The organism is Pseudomonas sp. S3(2024) (assembly GCF_036861315.1).
In the GTDB taxonomy this organism is placed as follows: Bacteria; Pseudomonadota; Gammaproteobacteria; order Pseudomonadales; family Pseudomonadaceae; genus Aquipseudomonas; species Aquipseudomonas putida_A.
Window position 1 is genome coordinate 151,406 of sequence record NZ_JAZAQQ010000008.1, and the last position, 17,501, is coordinate 168,906.

At 62.2% G+C, this 17,501-nt stretch carries 16 protein-coding genes; 9 read left to right on the forward strand and 7 right to left on the reverse strand.

Annotated features, from left to right (window positions below; genetic code table 11):
• Positions 1 to 93: 93 nt before the first annotated feature.
• Positions 94 to 1,035, forward strand: coding sequence for a drug/metabolite exporter YedA (gene yedA / locus VLA07_RS20565; RefSeq protein WP_247268879.1), 942 nt, complete (start codon positions 94 to 96; stop codon positions 1,033 to 1,035).
• Positions 1,036 to 1,100: 65 nt separating this feature from the next.
• Complete coding sequence (locus VLA07_RS20570; RefSeq protein ID WP_333991031.1) at positions 1,101 to 2,438, forward strand: DEAD/DEAH box helicase; 1,338 nt, start codon at positions 1,101 to 1,103, stop codon at positions 2,436 to 2,438.
• Positions 2,439 to 2,555: 117 nt separating this feature from the next.
• On the opposite strand, the gene VLA07_RS20575 is transcribed toward VLA07_RS20570, so the two are convergent.
• Entirely contained in the window at positions 2,556 to 3,797 is a 1,242-nt protein-coding gene (locus VLA07_RS20575; RefSeq protein ID WP_333991033.1) for a TIGR03862 family flavoprotein, read from the reverse strand.
• Between the two features lie 281 nt (positions 3,798 to 4,078).
• Positions 4,079 to 4,999, reverse strand: coding sequence for a histone deacetylase family protein (locus VLA07_RS20580; RefSeq protein ID WP_333991034.1), 921 nt, complete (start codon positions 4,997 to 4,999; stop codon positions 4,079 to 4,081).
• A gap of 81 nt (positions 5,000 to 5,080) precedes the next feature.
• Between VLA07_RS20580 and VLA07_RS20585 the strand changes: the two genes are divergently transcribed.
• From VLA07_RS20585 to VLA07_RS20595, 3 genes are all read left to right on the forward strand, one after another.
• The gene (locus VLA07_RS20585; protein ID WP_333991200.1) at positions 5,081 to 5,650 is read left to right on the forward strand and encodes a GNAT family N-acetyltransferase; all 570 of its coding nucleotides are present in this window, start codon (positions 5,081 to 5,083) and stop codon (positions 5,648 to 5,650) included.
• 105 nt (positions 5,651 to 5,755) lie between these two features.
• A complete protein-coding gene (gene tesB / locus VLA07_RS20590) occupies positions 5,756 to 6,625 on the forward strand; it encodes an acyl-CoA thioesterase II (protein ID WP_003228466.1) in 870 nt (289 codons plus the stop codon).
• Positions 6,622 to 7,215 (forward strand): HAD family hydrolase, encoded by a 594-nt coding sequence (locus VLA07_RS20595; RefSeq protein ID WP_333991038.1) that lies wholly within the window; start codon positions 6,622 to 6,624, stop codon positions 7,213 to 7,215. The genes tesB and VLA07_RS20595 overlap by 4 nt, the downstream gene beginning before the upstream one ends.
• Positions 7,216 to 7,330: 115 nt before the next feature.
• On the opposite strand, the gene VLA07_RS20600 is transcribed toward VLA07_RS20595, so the two are convergent.
• The 4 genes from VLA07_RS20600 to VLA07_RS20615 all read right to left on the reverse strand — a co-directional run bounded on the left by VLA07_RS20600 (position 7,331) and on the right by VLA07_RS20615 (position 11,922).
• Positions 7,331 to 8,284 carry an alpha/beta hydrolase gene (locus tag VLA07_RS20600; RefSeq protein ID WP_333991040.1) on the reverse strand — a complete coding sequence of 318 codons (954 nt, stop codon included), beginning with the start codon at positions 8,282 to 8,284 and terminating at the stop codon, positions 7,331 to 7,333.
• Entirely contained in the window at positions 8,285 to 9,175 is an 891-nt protein-coding gene (ypfJ, locus tag VLA07_RS20605) for a KPN_02809 family neutral zinc metallopeptidase (RefSeq protein WP_027612863.1), read from the reverse strand.
• A 190-nt stretch (positions 9,176 to 9,365) separates the two neighbouring features.
• Positions 9,366 to 10,199: an aldo/keto reductase gene (locus VLA07_RS20610; protein ID WP_333991043.1), complete on the reverse strand. Its 834-nt coding sequence runs from the start codon at positions 10,197 to 10,199 to the stop codon at positions 9,366 to 9,368.
• A complete protein-coding gene (locus tag VLA07_RS20615) occupies positions 10,183 to 11,922 on the reverse strand; it encodes an FAD-dependent oxidoreductase (protein WP_333991046.1) in 1,740 nt (579 codons plus the stop codon). The genes VLA07_RS20610 and VLA07_RS20615 overlap by 17 nt, the downstream gene beginning before the upstream one ends.
• Before the next feature lie 174 nt (positions 11,923 to 12,096).
• Between VLA07_RS20615 and VLA07_RS20620 the strand changes: the two genes are divergently transcribed.
• From VLA07_RS20620 to VLA07_RS20635, 4 genes are all read left to right on the forward strand, one after another.
• A complete protein-coding gene (locus tag VLA07_RS20620) occupies positions 12,097 to 12,873 on the forward strand; it encodes an IclR family transcriptional regulator (protein WP_333991048.1) in 777 nt (258 codons plus the stop codon).
• Between the two features lie 143 nt (positions 12,874 to 13,016).
• The gene (locus VLA07_RS20625) at positions 13,017 to 14,078 is read left to right on the forward strand and encodes a Gfo/Idh/MocA family protein (RefSeq protein WP_333991050.1); all 1,062 of its coding nucleotides are present in this window, start codon (positions 13,017 to 13,019) and stop codon (positions 14,076 to 14,078) included.
• Positions 14,079 to 14,080: 2 nt separating this feature from the next.
• Positions 14,081 to 14,896, forward strand: coding sequence for a sugar phosphate isomerase/epimerase family protein (locus VLA07_RS20630; RefSeq protein ID WP_247269249.1), 816 nt, complete (start codon positions 14,081 to 14,083; stop codon positions 14,894 to 14,896).
• A 64-nt stretch (positions 14,897 to 14,960) separates the two neighbouring features.
• Positions 14,961 to 15,839 carry a DMT family transporter gene (locus VLA07_RS20635; protein ID WP_007963736.1) on the forward strand — a complete coding sequence of 293 codons (879 nt, stop codon included), beginning with the start codon at positions 14,961 to 14,963 and terminating at the stop codon, positions 15,837 to 15,839.
• A 127-nt stretch (positions 15,840 to 15,966) separates the two neighbouring features.
• Here the strand turns inward: VLA07_RS20635 and VLA07_RS20640 are convergent, their stop codons facing one another.
• Positions 15,967 to 17,304, reverse strand: coding sequence for an MFS transporter (locus VLA07_RS20640; protein ID WP_333991054.1), 1,338 nt, complete (start codon positions 17,302 to 17,304; stop codon positions 15,967 to 15,969).
• Between the last annotated feature and the right edge of the window lie 197 nt (positions 17,305 to 17,501).

Sequence of the window (17,501 nt, forward strand, 5' to 3'; positions counted from 1 at the left end):
TGTACCGGCGCGATAAACAGGTTTTGTAGCTTATTTTTGCTCGCGGGCCTTTCTAGAATAATTCACACCCTGCCTCTGACTGTCGAGCTGCCCATGCCTGCCTTGCGCCGTTTTTCCTTGCCGTTGATCGCCGCGTTTTTCGCGCTGTATGTGATTTGGGGATCGACCTATCTGGTGATCCGCCTCGGCGTCGAATACTGGCCGCCACTGATGCTCGGCGGGGTGCGTTTCGTGATTGCCGGCAGCCTGATGTACGCCTTCCTGCGCTGGCGCGGGGCACCGGCGCCGACCTGGGCGCAATGGAAAGCGGCGGGGATCATCGGGATTCTGTTGCTCAGTTTTGGTAACGGCGCGGTCAGTGTCGCCGAGCATACTGGCGTGGCTTCCGGCGTGGCGGCACTGGCGGTGGCGACGGTGCCGCTGTTCACGTTGCTCTTCGGGTATTTCTGGGGCGCGCGCAATACGCGCCTGGAGTGGGCCGGGGTGGCGTTGGGGATTGTCGGCATCGCTATGCTCAACATGGGTTCCAACCTGCAATCGAGCCCGCTGGGCGCGGCGTTGCTGGTTTTTGCAGCGGCGACCTGGGCGTTCGGCTCGGTGTGGAGCAAGCATCTGCCGTTGCCGCAAGGGGCAATGGCCAGTGCCGTGGAGATGCTGGTGGGTGGCGTGGTGCTGTTGATCGGCAGCGCAGTGAGCGGCGAGCACCTGCAAGCCATACCGCCGGTGGAAGGCTGGCTGGCCCTGGGTTATCTGATCTTCTTCGGCTCGATCATCGCTTTCAATTCCTACATGTACCTGCTCAAACACGTGCGTCCGGCAGCGGCCACCAGCTATGCCTACGTCAACCCGGCGGTGGCGGTGTTGCTGGGGATCGTGTTTGTCGGCGAGACCATCGGCATGGAAGAGGCGCTGGCGATGCTGGTGATCATCAGTGCCGTGGTGTTGATCGGTCTGCCGCAGTGGCGGCGGCCGGCGCAGCCGCTCGTCGTGGAGACGCCGAAGACCGCCATTCCAGCAGAGCAACGTGTGAATTAGGGTAAACTGCGCGCCATTGCACCCTTGTTTTGCGCAACCGCGCTGATTTTTCCTACGGTACTCCCATGACTTTCGCCACCCTTGGCCTGATCGAACCCTTGCTGCGCTCCCTCGAGAAGCTCGGCTACCAGACTCCAACGCCGGTTCAGGCGCAAGCCATTCCGGCCGTGCTGGCCGGTCGCGACCTGATGGCTGCGGCCCAGACCGGCACCGGCAAGACCGCCGGTTTCGCCTTGCCGCTGCTGCAGTTGCTGGCCATGGAAGGGCCGAAAGTGGCCGCCAATTCGGCGCGTGCACTGATTCTGGTGCCGACCCGCGAGCTGGCGGAGCAGGTTCATGAGTCGGTGCGCCAATACGCTGAAAACCTGCCATTGCGCACGTATGCGGTGTACGGCGGCGTCAGCATCAACCCGCAGATGATGAAGCTGCGCGGCGGCGTTGATGTGCTGGTCGCCACGCCGGGTCGCCTGATCGACCTGTTCCGCCAGAACGCGTTGAAACTCGATCAGTTGCAAACTCTGGTGCTCGACGAAGCCGACCGCATGCTCGACCTGGGCTTCTCCGAAGAACTGGCGAACATTTACCGCATGTTGCCGAAGAAGCGCCAGACGCTACTGTTCTCCGCGACCTTCTCCGATGACATCCGCCTGCTCGCCGGGCAGATGCTCAACGATCCGCTGAGCATTGAGGTCAGCCCGCGCAACGTCGCGGCCAGCACCGTCAAGCAGTGGGTGGTGACGGTAGACAAGAAGCGCAAGCCGGAACTGTTCGTGCACTTGATGCGCAAGAACAAGTGGAAGCAGGTGCTGGTGTTCGCCAAGACCCGCAACGGCGTGGATGCGCTGGTGGAAAAACTCCAGGGCCTGGGCATCAACGCCGACGGCATCCATGGCGACAAACCGCAGGCGACCCGTCAGCGTGCGCTGGATCGTTTCAAACTCAGCGAAGTGCAGATTCTGGTGGCGACCGACGTCGCTGCCCGTGGTCTGGATATCGAAGACCTGCCGCTGGTGGTCAACTTCGACCTGCCGATCGTGGCTGAAGACTACATCCACCGCATCGGTCGTACTGGCCGTGCGGGCGCGACGGGCGAGGCGATCTCGCTGGTGTGCGCGGATGAAGTAAACATGCTCTCGGCAATCGAGATGCTCACCCGCCAGACCCTGAAGCGCCAGAACGAGCCGGACTTCGAACCTGAGCACCGCGTGCCGGATACCGATGCCAGCGGTCAGGTGATCAAGAAGCCGAAGAAACCGAAAAAGCCGAAAGCATCCGGCGGCGGTGGCAAGCGCAATCTGGGCAAGTGGGTCGACAGTGGCGACACCCAGGCGCCGGAGCCGTCGATCAAGCCTGTGCGTAAAGTGCCGGTATTTAATACCGGGCCACGCAAGCGCAAGCCTTGATTTGATGCGCTGTCTGTAAAGGCGCCTTCGCGAGCAAGCCCGCTCCCACATTGGTCTTCAGTGAAATGCAGATCTCCTGTGGGAGCGGGCTTGCTCGCGAAGGGCGCGCCGCGGTCTTCAGCCCTTACTCTGCAACCACTCCAACATTGCCAATCCCACCGCCCGGCCACTGGCAAAGCACCCGGTCAGCAGATAGCCGCCTGTCGGCGCTTCCCAATCCAGCATCTCGCCCGCACAGAACACCCCCGGCAACGCCGTGAGCATCAAACGCTGATCCAGCGCTTCGAACGTCACGCCACCGGCACTGCTGATGGCTTCGTCCAGCGGACGGGTTTTCACCAAGGTCAGCGGCAACGCCTTGATCGCCCGCGCCAACAACGCCGGATCAGCGAAGGTTGCCGCGTCGGTCAGCTCACGCAACAACGCCGCTTTCACCCCATCAATTCCAACCTGACTGTGCAGATGCTTGGCCATCGAACGCGAACCGCGCGGTTTGCTCAACGCTGCCTGCAATTTATCCACAGGTCGGCCGGGCAACAGATCGATGTGCACCGTGGCTGAACCCTGCGTATTGATCGCTTCGCGAATCGGTGCCGACAGCGCATAGATCAGGCTGCCTTCGACCCCGGTCGCGGTGATCACGCATTCGCCCAAGCGTGGCACGTCGTCGTTCAAACCGATGGCGACATTTTTCAGCGGTGCGCCGGCGAATTTGCTGACAAGCAATTCGCTCCAGGCCTGCACCTCGAATCCGCAATTGCTCGGCTGCAACGGCGCCAGTCCTACGCCTTTTTGCTCCAGGGGCAGCATCCACGCGCCATCCGAACCCAGGCGCGACCAGCTGCCGCCGCCGAGGGCGAGCAGGGTGGCATCGGGTTTGACGGTGATTTCGCCGTCGGGGCTGCTGATGCGCAGTGCGCCGTGTTCATCCCAGCCGAGCCAGCGATGGCGGGTGTGGATAACCACGCCGCTGTCGCGCAGGCGTTTGAGCCAGGCGCGCAGCAGCGGCGCGGCTTTCATGTCGGTGGGGAACACCCGGCCGGAGCTGCCGATAAAGGTTTCGATGCCCAGTTCATGAATCCAGCGGCACAACGCGTCGGCGTCGAAACCGCGCAGTAACGGCGCGATCTGCGGCGCGCGTTCGGCGTAGCGCGCGAGGAATGCCGGGTAAGGCTCGGAGTGAGTAATGTTCATGCCGCCGACCCCGGCCAGCAGGAACTTGCGCCCCACCGAGGGCATGCCGTCGTACAGATCGACGCGCACGCCGGCCTGGCTCAGCACTTCGGCGGCCATCAGGCCGGCGGGGCCACCGCCGATGATGGCGACGTGAGCGGGGTGGGGGGCGGAGTTCTGGGTCATGGCGTGCGCTGCGGTATGGCGGGATAAGGCGCGCATTCTAACAGCGCAGACCTTTGTAGGAGTGAGCCTGCTCGCGATGGCGGTTTATCAGGCGACATAAGTGCTGAATGTTGGTCCGCCATCGCGAGCAGGCTCACTCCTACAAAGAGATCGAGGTGAATTCAGTATGTGGTTAAAAAATAACCATCGAGCTGTACGCCATGTTCGATATGGCCTGTAGTCCCTTTCGCTCAGGTTATCCACAGGCCGTTCCACAGCGATTGTGGGTAACGCAGCACAGCTTAGTGACATCCGTGTGACGTCCAGACCCGTTGCGCGCTGTGATGCAGGATGCCGTGGCGGCGGGCGAGGGCGTGGCGATCCTTGCTGTAGCCGCCGCCGATCACGCCGACTACCGGAATGTCGCGGCCCAGGCAATGGCGCATCACGCTTTCATCGCGGGCGGCAACGCCTTCGTCTGTCAGCTGCAGATAACCGAGGGCGTCGTCCTTGTGCACATCGACCCCGGCGTCGTACAGCACCAGGTCCGGTTGATACAGCGGCAGCAGGTAGTTGAGGGTGTCATCCACCACCTGCAGATAGTCGGCATCGCCCATGCCTTTGGGCAACGGAATGTCCCAGTCGCTTTCGGCCTTGCGTGCAGGAAAATTCTTCTCGCAGTGCAGGGAAACGGTAACTGCCTCCGGGGTGTCGTGGAGGATCCGCGCGGTGCCATCGCCCTGATGCACGTCGCAATCGAAGATCAGCACCCGGTTCACTCGACCGCTTTGCAGCAGGTAATGGCTGATGATCGCCAGGTCGTTGAAGATGCAGAAGCCGGCCGGGTAATCGTAGTGGGCGTGATGTGTTCCACCGGCCAAGTGACAGGCCATGCCATGCTCCAGAGCTTTTTCTGCCGCGAGTATCGAGCCGCCGACCGCCCGCACCGTGCGCCGCGCCAAGGCTTCGTTCCACGGCAGGCCAAGGCGCCGCTGGTCTTCGCGAGACAACTCGCCGCTCATGTAGCGTTCGATATAGCGGCGGTCATGCGCCAGGGCGAGGATGTCGTTGGGGCAGATCTCGGGACGCAGCAGGTCGGCGTCGCGGGTCAGGCCGCTGTCGACCAGGTGGTCGCGCAGCAAGCGGAATTTGTCCATCGGAAAGCGGTGATCCGCCGGAAACTCGGGGCTGTAGTCTTCGTGGTAGATCAGCGGCAGGGGCATGGCAACTTCATGTAGGAACGATGGAAAGAGTGAACGATCCTACCAGCGATGTAGACTTGCGGCATGGAAATGGAGGGCATGATGGAGCCGATTCAGCAACTCGAAAGCGCACGCCTGCTGATGCGTCAGTGGCGCGACGAGGATTTGCCGGCATTTGCGGCGATGTGCGCCGATCCTCAGGTGATGCGTTACTTTCCGGCCCCGCTCAGCCGTCTGGAAAGTGCCTCGATGATTGGCCGGGTGCGCGGGCATTTTGCCGAGCACGGTTTCGGTCTGTGGGCGCTGGAGCGCAAGGACAGCGGTGAGTTCATCGGTTTCACTGGCCTGGGTGTGGTCGGTTTCGATGCGCCGTTCACCCCGGCGGTGGAAATCGGCTGGCGTCTGGCCCGCGAGCATTGGGGGCTGGGCTATGCCAGTGAGGCGGCGTGGACGGCATTGCGCGCAGGTTTTGATCGGCTGGGACTGAAGGAAATCGTGTCTTTCACCGCCCAGAGCAATCTGCTGTCGGAGAAAGTCATGCAGGCGATTGGCATGCAGCACGATCCGGCCGATGATTTCGATCACCCCAAACTTGCCGTCGATCACCCGTTGCGGCGGCATCTGTTGTACCGAATTACCAGGGAGCAATGGCTGCAAACCCTGCATGGCTAAGCCGACACGGACGTTTACAATGGCGCGACAGTGGCTCGCGCCAGAACCTGAATGGGCCGCCGCAGCCAAGACTGCGCGGCATAGCGTTGTGTGAGGAGAGTCTGAATGAGCCAAGTGTTGGAAGATCTGGTCGACCTGCTGACCCTGGAGCCAATCGAGGAAAACCTGTTCCGTGGCCGCAGCCAGGACTTGGGTTTCCGTCAGTTGTTCGGTGGTCAGGTACTCGGTCAGTCGCTGTCGGCGGCCAGTCAGACGGTTGAAGAGGCGCGCCACGTGCATTCGATGCACGGTTATTTTCTGCGTCCGGGCGATGCCAAGTTGCCGGTGGTGTATTCGGTGGATCGCGTGCGTGACGGCGGCAGCTTCAGCACCCGCCGGGTCACGGCAATCCAGAAGGGCCACCCGATCTTCACCTGCAGCGCGTCGTTCCAGTACGACGAGGCTGGCTTCGAGCATCAGAGCCAGATGCCGGTGGTGGTCGGCCCGGAAAACCTGCCGTCGGAGCTGGAACTGACCCAGCAACGCGCGCACCTGATCCCCGAACACATGCGCGAAAAACTGCTGTGCCCGAAACCGATCGAAGTGCGCCCGGTCACTGAAAAAGATCCGTACAACCCGCAGCCGGCCGATCCGGTGAAGTATGTGTGGTTCCGTGCCGACGGTGCGCTGGCGGATATTCCGGCGCTGCACAAGTACCTGCTGGCCTACGCCTCGGACTTCGGTCTGCTGACCACCTCGATGCTGCCGCACGGCAAGTCGGTCTGGCAGAAAGACATGCAGGTCGCCAGCCTCGATCACGCGTTGTGGTTCCACAACGATCTGCGCGCCGATGACTGGTTGCTCTACGCGATGGACAGCCCGTGGGCCGGCAATTCCCGTGGATTCTCCCGTGGCAGCGTGTACAACCGCGCCGGGCAACTGGTGGCGTCGGTGACCCAGGAAGGCCTGATTCGTCACCGCAAGGACTGGGCATGAGCCTGAGCGATGTGAAGCACTGGGTGTTCGACATGGACGGCACCCTGACCATCGCCGTGCATGACTTTGCGGCGATCCGCGTGGCGCTGGCGATTCCGCCCGAGGACGACATTCTCACCCACCTTGCAGCGCTGCCGGCCGAGGAGGCCGCGGCTAAGCATGCCTGGTTGCTGGAGCATGAGCGCGATCTGGCGCTGGGTTCGAAGCCGGCTGCCGGTGCGGTGGAGCTGGTGCGTGACCTGCACGGGCGTGGCTATCGGCTCGGCATCCTGACGCGCAACGCACGGGAGCTGGCGCATGTGACGCTCGACGCCATCGGCCTGGCCGACTGCTTCGCCGTGGACGATGTGCTGGGCCGCGATGAAGCACCGCCGAAGCCGCATCCCGGCGGGTTGCTGAAACTGGCCGAAGCCTGGAGCGTGCCGGCCAGCGAAATGGTGATGGTCGGGGATTACCGCTTTGATCTGGATTGCGGTCGGGCGGCCGGGGCACGGACGGTGCTGGTGAATCTGCCGGACAACCCGTGGCCGGAGCTGACGGACTGGCATGCGCAGGATTGTGTCGAGTTGCGGCGGATGCTTTTGGCCTGAGATCTTCGGTGCCTGTCAGATTGCCTTCGCGAGCAAGCCCGCTCCCACAGGGGAATGCATTCCAAATGTGGGAGCGGGCTTGCTCGCGAAGAGGCCAGAACGGCCACCGCAAGAATTACTGATCAAACAGCGCTTTCAGCCCCTCCGGCGACGTCAACATCCCATCGCCGTTATGCCCGACCCCGGGCACTTCAACCAGCCGCTGATTGACCCCTTCCGGATGCCGGCGCAGCAGGTAGCCGAAAAACAGCTTGCCGCGTTCCAGCCGATACGTGCCTTGTGCCTCGGCGGCGCAACTCTTGTCCAGCGCCGGATGTTGCGGGTCTATGTCCTGCTGCCCCAGCAGGTAAATCACTTCGCGTTTGATGTAGCTGCTCTCAAGCTGCAATGGCGTTTGCCCACCGGCGTACACCGGCATGTCGGTCAACCCGTACTTCCAGCGATTGAAACCCGGGCACTGTGCGTGATCGAACGCTACCGGCCGCTGTTCGTTGAAATACGCGTACGACGACGGATTGGCCACCACATAGCGCAGGCGAATGCCATTGGCCTTCAGCGCCGGTTGATCCTTGGCCAGCAAGGCATAACGCTGCACCACTTGACCGCCACCGGAATGGCCGAAAATCACGATCTGCTTCACGTCCGGAAACTGCTTGCGGTCGCTGACCCGGGCGACGATGGCGTCGAGTGCGGCGTAGGAACTCAGCGGCTTCGGCCCTGTGGATAACCCGCCGCCCATCCACTCGTTGCCTTTCCAGCGCAGCAATGTATTGGGCAGGGAGTACAGCGCGACGTCGCTTTCGTTGAGAAACTGCGGCGCGATCACCAGCGTGTGCGCCGTTTGCCCGGCCAGTTCGGTGGCGTGCTCGGCACTCTTGCGATAGGTCTCGGCATTGCGCAGACGACCGTGAATGACGATCAGCACCCGCTCGATTTTCTCAGGTGCCGGGCTGATGCCAACGGCCATTTCGCCGGCCTCGAATTGCAGGCGCCCTGGGCTGATGGCATCGACGCCTGCCGCGTGCGCGTTGCCGCCGATGATCAGTAAAGCCAGAAGCCATTTGCGCATTTACAGGTTTTTCGCCGCGAAGGTATCGCACTGGCCGACCTGGCCCTGGGCGAAACCGGTTTTGAACCAGCGCACCCTTTGCGCCGACGTGCCATGGGTAAACGAGTCCGGTACCACACGGCCCTGACCCTGTTGTTGCAGGCGATCATCACCGATGGCGTTGGCCGCATTCAAGGCCTCTTCGACGTCACCCGGTTCCAGCCAGTTCAGGCGCTTCTGCGCATGGTAGGCCCAGACGCCGGCCAGGCAGTCGGCCTGCAATTCCTGACGCACCAGCAAACCGCCGTCGCCCTGCATCTGCCGGCCCTGCTGACGGGCCGTCTGAATTTTTGCCGAGACGCCGAGCAGCGTCTGCACATGGTGGCCGACTTCGTGCGCGATCACGTAGGCCTGGGCGAAGTCGCCGGCGGCCTTGAAGCGCTGGGCCATTTCCTGAAAGAAGGCCATGTCCAGATAGACTTTCTGATCTGCCGGGCAATAGAACGGGCCGGTCGCCGAAGTCGCCAGACCGCAGGCGGAATTCACCCGGTTGCTGAACAGCACCAGGGTCGGGTCCTTATATTGGCGACCAGCTTGCTGGAAGATGGCGCCCCAGGTGTCTTCGGTATCGCCGAGGATCGAACGCACGAATTCGGCCTGCTGGTCGTTGGCCGGTGGCGCCTGACGCGTCTGCGTACTGGCCGGTGCCGATTGCTCGGTCATTTGCCCAGTGAGCTGGCCGAGGATCTGCAACGGATCCTGTCCGGTGATCCAGCCGATGCCGACGATCAGCAGGATCGCCCCCAGGCTCAGGCCTTTGCCGCCACCGAACCGCATGCCACCACCGCCGCCGCTATCATCGCCACGGGCATCGACGACGTTGTCACTGCGTCGGCCTTTTTTCCATAGCATGTGGGAATCCTCTTTTCTGTTCGTGGTGATGAGTGTTGCTGGTGTGGGAGTGTGGCGCCAGTCCGGTCGTCCGTCTATTGGCGTGCACGCAAACAGGCCCGGCCTCGGGTGACGAGGGCGGGCCTGTTATTGACGAGCGTGTGGGCGACTAATTCAATCAGTTGGCGGATTTCTCTCGGCGCGCTGTGCGTCAGCGATCGAAGGCGTCCCACACCGGGGCGAAATCCGGGCTGACTTGACGCTGATTCTTCGGCAGGGCGGCGATCAGCGCGCGGTCTTCAGCGTCCAGTTCAACCTGCAGCGAAGCCAGGTTCGCCAGTTGATTGGCGCGGCTGCTGGCTTTGGGAATCGCTGCCACGTTGTTCTGATCCAGCAGCCATTTCAACGCCACCTGAGTCGGCAGCACGCCGTGTTTTTCGGCAATCTGCTGAATCTGTGGAATCTCCGAGACCTTGTTGCGCGCCAGCGGTGTGTACGCGGTCAGCGCCAGGTCGTGTTGGCAGGCATAGTCGAGCAGGGCGTTCTGACCGAGCAGGACGTGGTACTCGACCTGGATCGCTGACAGAGGGATGCCGTATTCCTCGACGACTGTGCGCAGCAGCCGCAGCGGAAAATTCGCCACGCCGATGTTGCGAGCCAGACCTTGCTCCTTGAAGGATGCGAGGGTTTCAAGCGTGCGCGGCAAGTCCCAGTCAGTGCTCGGCCAGTGGATCATGAACAGGTCGACGTACTCGCTGCGCAAAGACTTGAGGCTTCGTTCCATCGAGTGGCGCATGGCGTCGGGTTGCAACTGGTCCCACCAGACCTTGGTGGTGACATGAATCTGCTCGCGGGGTGTCGGTGTATTCGCCAATGCTTGTCCGACCGAGTCTTCGTTGTTGTAGGCCGCTGCCGTGTCGATGTGCCGATAGCCGAGTTCCAGGGCCTGCTCGACGGCACGGGTGCATTCGTCGCCGAGCATCGGCCAGGTGCCGAGGCCGAGTTTCGGCATGTTCAAACCCTGGGCGTTAACGATGTGCTGCATGGTCGATCTCCTGTTCGAAAGCAGTGATGCCGGCGATATGCCGAGCGGCGATGTAGCCGAAAGTCAGCGCCGGGCCGAGGTTGATCCCGCCTGCCGGATAGTGCCCGCCCATGATGCTGGCCATGTCGCCACCGGCGGCGTAGAGCCCGGCGATGGGCTGGGCATGGGCATCGAGCACTTGCGCCTGCGGGTTGACCTTGAGCCCGGCAAAGGTGCCGAAGCAGCCCGGTTGCACTTTCACGGCATAAAAAGGGCCGGCTTCTATTGGGGCAACGCAAGGGTTGGGAAGGTTCGCCGGATCGCCCTGCTTGCGGTTGTAGGACGTTGAACCGCGACCGAACAACGGGTCTTCGCCAAGGCGAGCCTGCAGGTTGTAGTGATCCACCGTGCGGCGTAATCCACTGGGATCGATGCCGCAGGCGCTGGCCAATTCTTCAAGGGTGTTGCCGGTTTTCAGATAGCCGCTGCGGATAAATCCTGACAGCGGAACGGGAAATGGCCGCGACATGCCCAAGCCATAACGCCGTTGAAAGGCGCGGCTGCAGATCAGCCACGAGGCGACTTCTTCGCCTTCAGGCGTGGCGGCAACCATGGCGCTGACGTAGTCGTAGTAACCGTTGGCCTCGTTGACGAAGCGCTGGCCGTTGCGCAGTACGCCGATGATTCCCGGTTTGCCGCGTTCGATGATGTGCGGGAAATGGCCGATGCTGCCGTCAGCATGCGGCACTTGCGAGACCGGCGCCCAGGCCACGGGCGACGCCAGCTCGGTATTGACCGTGGCGCCGACGCTTTCGCCCAGACGCAGGCCATCGCCATTCACCGCCAGCGGCGGCAGTGCCCAGTGTTCATGACCCGTGGGCGTGCGCGGAAACAACGCCTTGCGCCGTTCGACGTCGTTGGCGAATCCGCCGGCGGCCAGCACCACGGCTTTGCGTGCATGAATGCGGATCGGGCCTTTGGCGCTGTTGACCAGCGCGCCGCAAACCCCTGCTTCATCGCGCAGCAGTTCGGTCACGGGTGCCGACTCCCATAACAAAACGCCAAGGTCCTCGGCGGACTTCGCCAGCCTTGCGACCAACGCCACCCCGTTGACCAATTGCATGGCCCGGCCGTGTACCGCCAGATCGAGCAAGTGTCGGGTAAAACGACGGGTTACATGCCACGCGGCTTTCAGCGAACGGGTGAGATTGAGGAACGCCGAAAGGTCGGCGCCGGCCATGATCGGCATGCCCATGAAGGACGTTTCGCGCATCGTTGTACGCAGGCGCCTGAGCAAGCGTCCGACGTTTCGTCCGTCGTAAGGCGCCGCGATGACCGAGCGACCGCCCGTGCCCGCGCCGGGCGTATCGCCATGAATGTCGGCAATGGCGTTACCGTCGGCAAATTGCAGAGCGGTGTGCTGTTCGAAAAACGCGACCATGTGTGGCCCGGCAGTGAGGAATGCGTCGACCATTGCCGGGTCGTAATGCTCACCGAGTTCGTGGCGCAGGTAAGTGCGCGGTCGCTCGACGTCTTCGACGATGCCGGCGCGTCGGGCCAGCGGATTGCACGGCACCCATGCCCAGCCGCCGGACCACGCGGTAGCACCGCCGAACACCGGATCTTTTTCAACCACGATGACCTTCAGACCGTGCCATGCGGCAGTGACCGCTGTGGATAAACCGGCGGCACCGGAGCCGACGACCAGAACGTCGCAGTCGATTTCGGGAAGTTCGGCAGGCATCAGGCAAAGCTCCGCAACTGGGTTATTGGAATTAGATTCCAGAAATTAACCAATGAAGTTCAGCTGCAACAAGGCATGGTTCAGTAAAGTGGGCGGTTATCGCACGGCCAGTTCCGGATTTCGCTTTGTCTCGGATGTCTTCTAGAATCGGCAAAATTTCACTTGGACCTTCCCATGGCCGGCAGTCAGATCGAACGGGTTTTCAGCGTGCTGGAAAGCCTCACCAGTGAGCCGCGCGGGCTGCCGATGCAGACCTTGGCCGAGCAACTGGACATCCCGAAAAGTGCCACGCACCGGATGCTCGCGGAGCTGATTCGCCTGGGCTACGTGCGACAGAATGCCGAGACTTTGCGCTATCACCTGTCGACCAAACTGGTGGCGATGGGGTTTCAGTACCTGTCGAGCAGCGGTGCCGACATCGTGCAACCGGTGCTGGATCGACTGGCTCAGGAAACCGGCGAACTGGTGCGCCTGGGGGTGATCGATGGCGAGCGCCAGACCTGGATCGCCAAGGCGCAGGGCGCACGGACGGGCCTGCGCTATGACCCGGATATGGGTCGCGATGCGCCGCTGTTCTACACCGCTTCCGGGCACGCGTGGCTGGCCTGCATGAGCGACGCCGAAGCCTTGTCGCTGGTCGAGCGCCAAGGCGCGGAAGTTCCGGTGGGCGTAGGGCCGAATGCACCGCGCTCCAATATCGAGCTGCTGGAGCGCCTGCGCCTGGCGCGGGAACAGGGTTATGCCTGTGTCGACGAAAGTTCGGCGGTGGGCACCTCGGCGATTGCCGCGGTGGTCAAGCATCCGGTTGACGGGCGAGTGATCGGCGTACTGAGCATTGCCGGGCCGAGCGCACGGATGCCCGGCGCGCGACTGCACGAATTGGCGCCGCTGCTGATGAAGTTCACGGAGGAATTGTCGGCGGCGAGCCTGGCGTCCGAATTGTTCATCTGACCCGCGCCTGTAGATTCAGCGGCAAATACAAAGTTGTGCGGTGTTCGCACGGTTTTCCCATCACTGGGTGTTTGATTGTGGAACGCGGTTCTAAATTGTTGCTGGAGTGACATTTCCAACAACAATCACAAAAGGATCGCGCCTTGACTCCGCCCCTTCGTATCGCCCTGATCGGCGCTGGCAACATGGGCCAGCAGCATTACCAGCATTTGCAAACCCTCGAAGAAGCCCGGTTGTGCGCAGTGGCCGATCCCGGCCCGCAGGCTCCCGCGCTGGCGGCGCAGTGGGGCGTGGCGTATTTCGCCGATCACCGGCAGATGCTGGAGCAGGTGCGGCCCGATGCGGTGATCGTGGCCAATCCGAATAATCAGCACGTCAGCACGGCGCTGGATTGCCTCGCCGCCGGGGTTCCGGTGTTGCTGGAGAAACCGGTGGGCGTGCATCTGGATGAGGCACGCGAACTGGTGGCGGCAGTCAAACGCAGTGGCGTGCCGGTGCTGGTCGGCCACCATCGGCGGCACAATCCGTTGATCGTGCGTGCCCACCAATTGTTGCTCAGCGGCGCGCTCGGGCGGCTGACCACGGTTACTGCACTGTTCCAGTTACGCAAACCCGACCGATATTTCGAGGTCCCGTGGCGCCGTGAACCGGGGGCGGGCCTGTTGCTGACCAATCTGATTCACGACCTCGATCTGCTGCGTCACCTGTGCGGTGAAGTGCAGTCGGTGCAGGCCGTCACCGACAACGCGGTGCGGGGTTTTGCCAACGAAGACAGCGTCGCGGTGTTACTGCAATTTATCGACGGTGCACTGGGCACGCTGACCGGTTCCGATGCGGTCGCCGCGCCGTGGAGTTGGGAGCTGAACTCCGGAGAGAACCCGGTCTATCCGCGTCAGGTCGATCAGCCGTGTTATCTGCTGGCGGGCACCGCCGGGGCGCTGAGCATTCCGCAACTCAAGCGCTGGCATTACCCTGCCGATCAAATCGATGCCGGTTGGCACGAGCCTTTGCTCGCGGTGCAAGAGCATTGCGCAGCCGGGGACGCGTTGCGGTTGCAGCTGCAGCATTTTGTGCAGGTCGCGCGGCGTGAAGTCGAACCCTTGGTCAGTGCCGCCGATGCCGCGCGAACCCTGGCGCTGGTCGAGGCGATTCGTGAAGCGGCGGCCAGCGGCCGTGCCTGTTCCCCAGCAGCGGTCGAGGCTTGAGCATGAACGAACGAATCCTGTCTCTGGCCAGTCTCACCGTACTCGAGTTGTCACCGCCGCAAATGGTCGAGGTGGCGGCGCGTGCCGGTTACAGCCATGTCGGCCTGCGCCTGGAACCGGCGACGGCGGAGGAATATCACTTTCCGCTGGTGGCCGATGGTGATCTGCGGCGTCAGACGTTGAGGCGTTTGCGCGACACTGGCATCGCGGTGCTCGATGTGGAAATCCTGCGTCTGAAACCGCAAACCGTGGTCGCCGATTTCGAGAGGCTGCTGGCCGTCGGCGCGGAGTTCGGTGCCAGTGAATTACTGATCGCCGGCAATGATCCTGACGAGCAACGGCTCACCGACAACTTTGCCGCGTTGTGTGATCTGGCGGCGCCTTACGGTTTGCATCCGCATCTGGAGTTCATGCCCTGGACCGATGCGTGCAACCTCGAACAGGCGTTGCGCATCGTTGCCAATGCCGACCGGGAAAACGCCGCGGTGCTGGTCGATGCCTTTCATTTCGATCGCTCCGGCTCACGGCTGGAGGATCTGGCCAGCGTTGCGCCCGCGCGCCTGCGTTATGCGCAATTGTGTGATGTGGCGGGACCGAGACCGGCGGACATGGCCGAGATCTTGCGTCAGGCGCGCAATGAGCGGCGGTTTCCCGGCGAGGGCGATTGTGATTTGCACGGTTTGTTGCGCAGTCTGCCAGCTAATATTCCACTGAGCCTGGAGATCCCCACGGTAAAACTGCTGGAGCAGGGCGTAAGCGGATTGCAACGAGCGCAGATGGCGCTCGACAGGACGCGGGAATTGTTGGCGCAGTTGTAAGTCAGTTTTTGTGGCGGGGCGCCAGCGTCCTCGCCACTGTTTATTTTTCCTTCAGAGATATCCAATGACCGTCAGCACCCCGCTCTCCGGTGTCAACCAACCCTTCAAGGGGATCCTGCTGATTGTCGTGGCGACTTTCCTGTTCTCCAGCCACGATGCGCTGTCGAAATACCTCTCGGGTTTCTACCCGATCGTCATGGTGGTATGGGCGCGGTATCTGGTGCACACCTTGCTGATGGCGGGGATTTTCCTGCCGCAATCAGGGCTGCGTGTGCTGCGCACCAAACGGCCGTTATGGCAGTTGGCGCGGGCGCTGTGCCTGCTCGGCACCAGTCTGTTTTTCACCACGGCGCTGCTGTATATCCCGCTGGCCGAGGCCACCGCGGTCAACTTTCTCGCGCCGGTGCTGGTGACGGCGCTGTCGGTGCCGTTGCTCAAGGAACGGGTGACGCGCGGGCAGTGGATCGCGGTGATCTGCGGTTTTATCGGGGTGCTGATCATCGTCCATCCGGGAGGCGAGTTGTTCACCCCGGCGGTGCTGCTGCCGTTCTGCTCGGCGTTGTTTTTCTGCTTCTATCAGCTGCTGACGCGCAAGCTCAGTGAGGTCGACAGCCCGACCACCAGCAACTTCTTCGCTGGTCTGTGCAACACGCTGGTGATGAGTGCGTTGGTGCCGTTCTTCTGGCAGGTGCCGACTTTGTCGCACGCCGTGTTGATGCTGGCGCTGGGCAGTTGCGGGATGACCGCGCACCTGTTTCTGACCCAGGCGTTCCGCCATGCCGCGCCGGCATTGCTGGCGCCGTTCGGCTACTGCCAGATCGTGTTTGCGGGGCTGTTGGGGTGGGTGGTGTTCAACCACACGCCGAGTCTGTTGACGGTGATCGGGATTGCGGTGATCTGCTGCAGCGGCCTGGCGGCGGCGTGGCAGCAGAGCCGCAGATGAGAGAGATAAATAACCCTGTGGGAGCGGGCTTGCTCGCGAAGGCGGTGTTTCAGTCGACATCTTCAGTGACTGACTGGACGCTTTCGCGAGCAAGCCCGCTCCCACAGGGGGGAGGGGGGCAGGCCGGTTACTCGGTGACGTCTGGAATCTTGCGCGGTGCCATGAAGTACATCCAGGTCAGGGCAATGAAGTACATCGCCGGGATCAGGGTGAACAGCACCGTGTAGTTATTGTTGGTGACGGTCAGGATGTGGCCGACGATCTGGGTCATGAACATCCCGCCGATCGCGGCGCACATACCGCCGAAACCGAACACCGTGCTCATCATGTGCTTGGGCGTGTAGTCCATCACCAGGCTCCAGATGTTCGCAGTCCAGGCCTGATGCGCGCCGATGGCCAGGGAGATTGCCGCGACGGCGACCCACAGATTGCTTGAGCCGGCGGCCATGATCACGCCGATGATGCAGCAGGCGAACAGGAACATCGACAGCAGCCGCGCCTTGATCGAGTTCATGCCGCGACCAATCAGGAACGAAGACAGAATCCCGCCGCCCACGCTGCCGAAGTCAGCGGTGACGTAAATGATGATCAGCGGAATGCCCATCTGGGTGACGTTGATACCCAGGTTGTATTGCTGATTGAGAAACGGCGGCAGCCAGTACAGGTAGAACCAGAACACCGGCGCGGTCAGCGAATAGGCGAGGGCGAAGGCCCAGGTGCCGCGCATGCGCAGGATTCGCGAGAACGGTACGCGGGCCTGTTCCGGTTCGACTTCCTGCTGGATGTAGTCGAGTTCGGATTTTTTCACCCGTGGATGATCTTCCGGGTTGAAGTATTTCAAGCCCCAGAACAGCAGCCAGATCCCGCCGAGTGCCGACATGCACAGGAACGCCGCCTGCCAGCCCCATGCGTGGAGAATCAGCGGCAGCAGCATCGGTGTGAACATCGCGCCGACGTTGGTTCCGGCGTTGAAGATGCCGGTGGCCACTGCGCGTTCACCGGCCGGGAACCACAGGCGCGTGGTTTTCACGCAGGCCGGGTAGTTGGCTGCTTCGGTCAGGCCGAGGATGAACCGGCAGACCATGAAGCCGAGGGCCGACGTCGCCAGACCATGGGCGCCGGTGGCCAGGCTCCAGAGCAGCACCGCGCAGAAGAACACGCGCTTGACGCCGACGCGGTCGATCAGGCGTCCCTGCAGGACGAAACCGATCGCATAGCCGACCTGAAACCAGAAGTTGATGTTGGCGTAATCCATCGCCGTCCAGCTCATTTCCTTGGCGAGGATGGGCTGCATGACGCCGAGGGCTGCGCGGTCGATGTAGTTCAGGGTCGTGGCGAAAAACACCAGCGCCAGCATGCCCCAACGGGTCTTGCCGACAGCCATGGCGCCGCGGATCTTGTCGCCGATGCCACCCGTGGCAGTGCTCATGGCCGGGGCCATGCGGGAAGTCTGTGAAGGAATCATTGTTCCACCCGTTTTTGAATTTGTTATGTGGTGTTGTTTGCACGCACTGCGACCGGAGGTTCATTTCCGGACTCAATGTGAAGTCGATGGTGGGCAGTGGACGAAAAATCGTCAATTCGCCGAAACGCCATAGTGTTCGATAATCGCACGCAAAACTAACCGGCTGGTACACTTTAAATTGCTGCTGAAGACGATGC

What these genes read in the sequence shown, in the direction of transcription:
- ypfJ (WP_027612863.1), bottom strand. Translation starts at nt 9,175, where the DNA reads ATGCTATGGAAAAAAGGCCGACGCAGTGACAACGTCGTCGATGCCCGT.
- VLA07_RS20620 (WP_333991048.1), top strand. Translation starts at nt 12,097, where the DNA reads ATGGCCGGCAGTCAGATCGAACGGGTTTTCAGCGTGCTGGAAAGCCTC.
- VLA07_RS20595 (WP_333991038.1), top strand. Translation starts at nt 6,622, where the DNA reads ATGAGCCTGAGCGATGTGAAGCACTGGGTGTTCGACATGGACGGCACC.
- VLA07_RS20630 (WP_247269249.1), top strand. Translation starts at nt 14,081, where the DNA reads ATGAACGAACGAATCCTGTCTCTGGCCAGTCTCACCGTACTCGAGTTG.
- yedA (WP_247268879.1), top strand. Translation starts at nt 94, where the DNA reads ATGCCTGCCTTGCGCCGTTTTTCCTTGCCGTTGATCGCCGCGTTTTTC.
- VLA07_RS20575 (WP_333991033.1), bottom strand. Translation starts at nt 3,797, where the DNA reads ATGACCCAGAACTCCGCCCCCCACCCCGCTCACGTCGCCATCATCGGC.
- VLA07_RS20600 (WP_333991040.1), bottom strand. Translation starts at nt 8,284, where the DNA reads ATGCGCAAATGGCTTCTGGCTTTACTGATCATCGGCGGCAACGCGCAC.
- tesB (WP_003228466.1), top strand. Translation starts at nt 5,756, where the DNA reads ATGAGCCAAGTGTTGGAAGATCTGGTCGACCTGCTGACCCTGGAGCCA.
- VLA07_RS20585 (WP_333991200.1), top strand. Translation starts at nt 5,081, where the DNA reads ATGGAGCCGATTCAGCAACTCGAAAGCGCACGCCTGCTGATGCGTCAG.
- VLA07_RS20570 (WP_333991031.1), top strand. Translation starts at nt 1,101, where the DNA reads ATGACTTTCGCCACCCTTGGCCTGATCGAACCCTTGCTGCGCTCCCTC.
- VLA07_RS20610 (WP_333991043.1), bottom strand. Translation starts at nt 10,199, where the DNA reads ATGCAGCACATCGTTAACGCCCAGGGTTTGAACATGCCGAAACTCGGC.
- VLA07_RS20640 (WP_333991054.1), bottom strand. Translation starts at nt 17,304, where the DNA reads ATGATTCCTTCACAGACTTCCCGCATGGCCCCGGCCATGAGCACTGCC.
- VLA07_RS20615 (WP_333991046.1), bottom strand. Translation starts at nt 11,922, where the DNA reads ATGCCTGCCGAACTTCCCGAAATCGACTGCGACGTTCTGGTCGTCGGC.
- VLA07_RS20635 (WP_007963736.1), top strand. Translation starts at nt 14,961, where the DNA reads ATGACCGTCAGCACCCCGCTCTCCGGTGTCAACCAACCCTTCAAGGGG.
- VLA07_RS20580 (WP_333991034.1), bottom strand. Translation starts at nt 4,999, where the DNA reads ATGCCCCTGCCGCTGATCTACCACGAAGACTACAGCCCCGAGTTTCCG.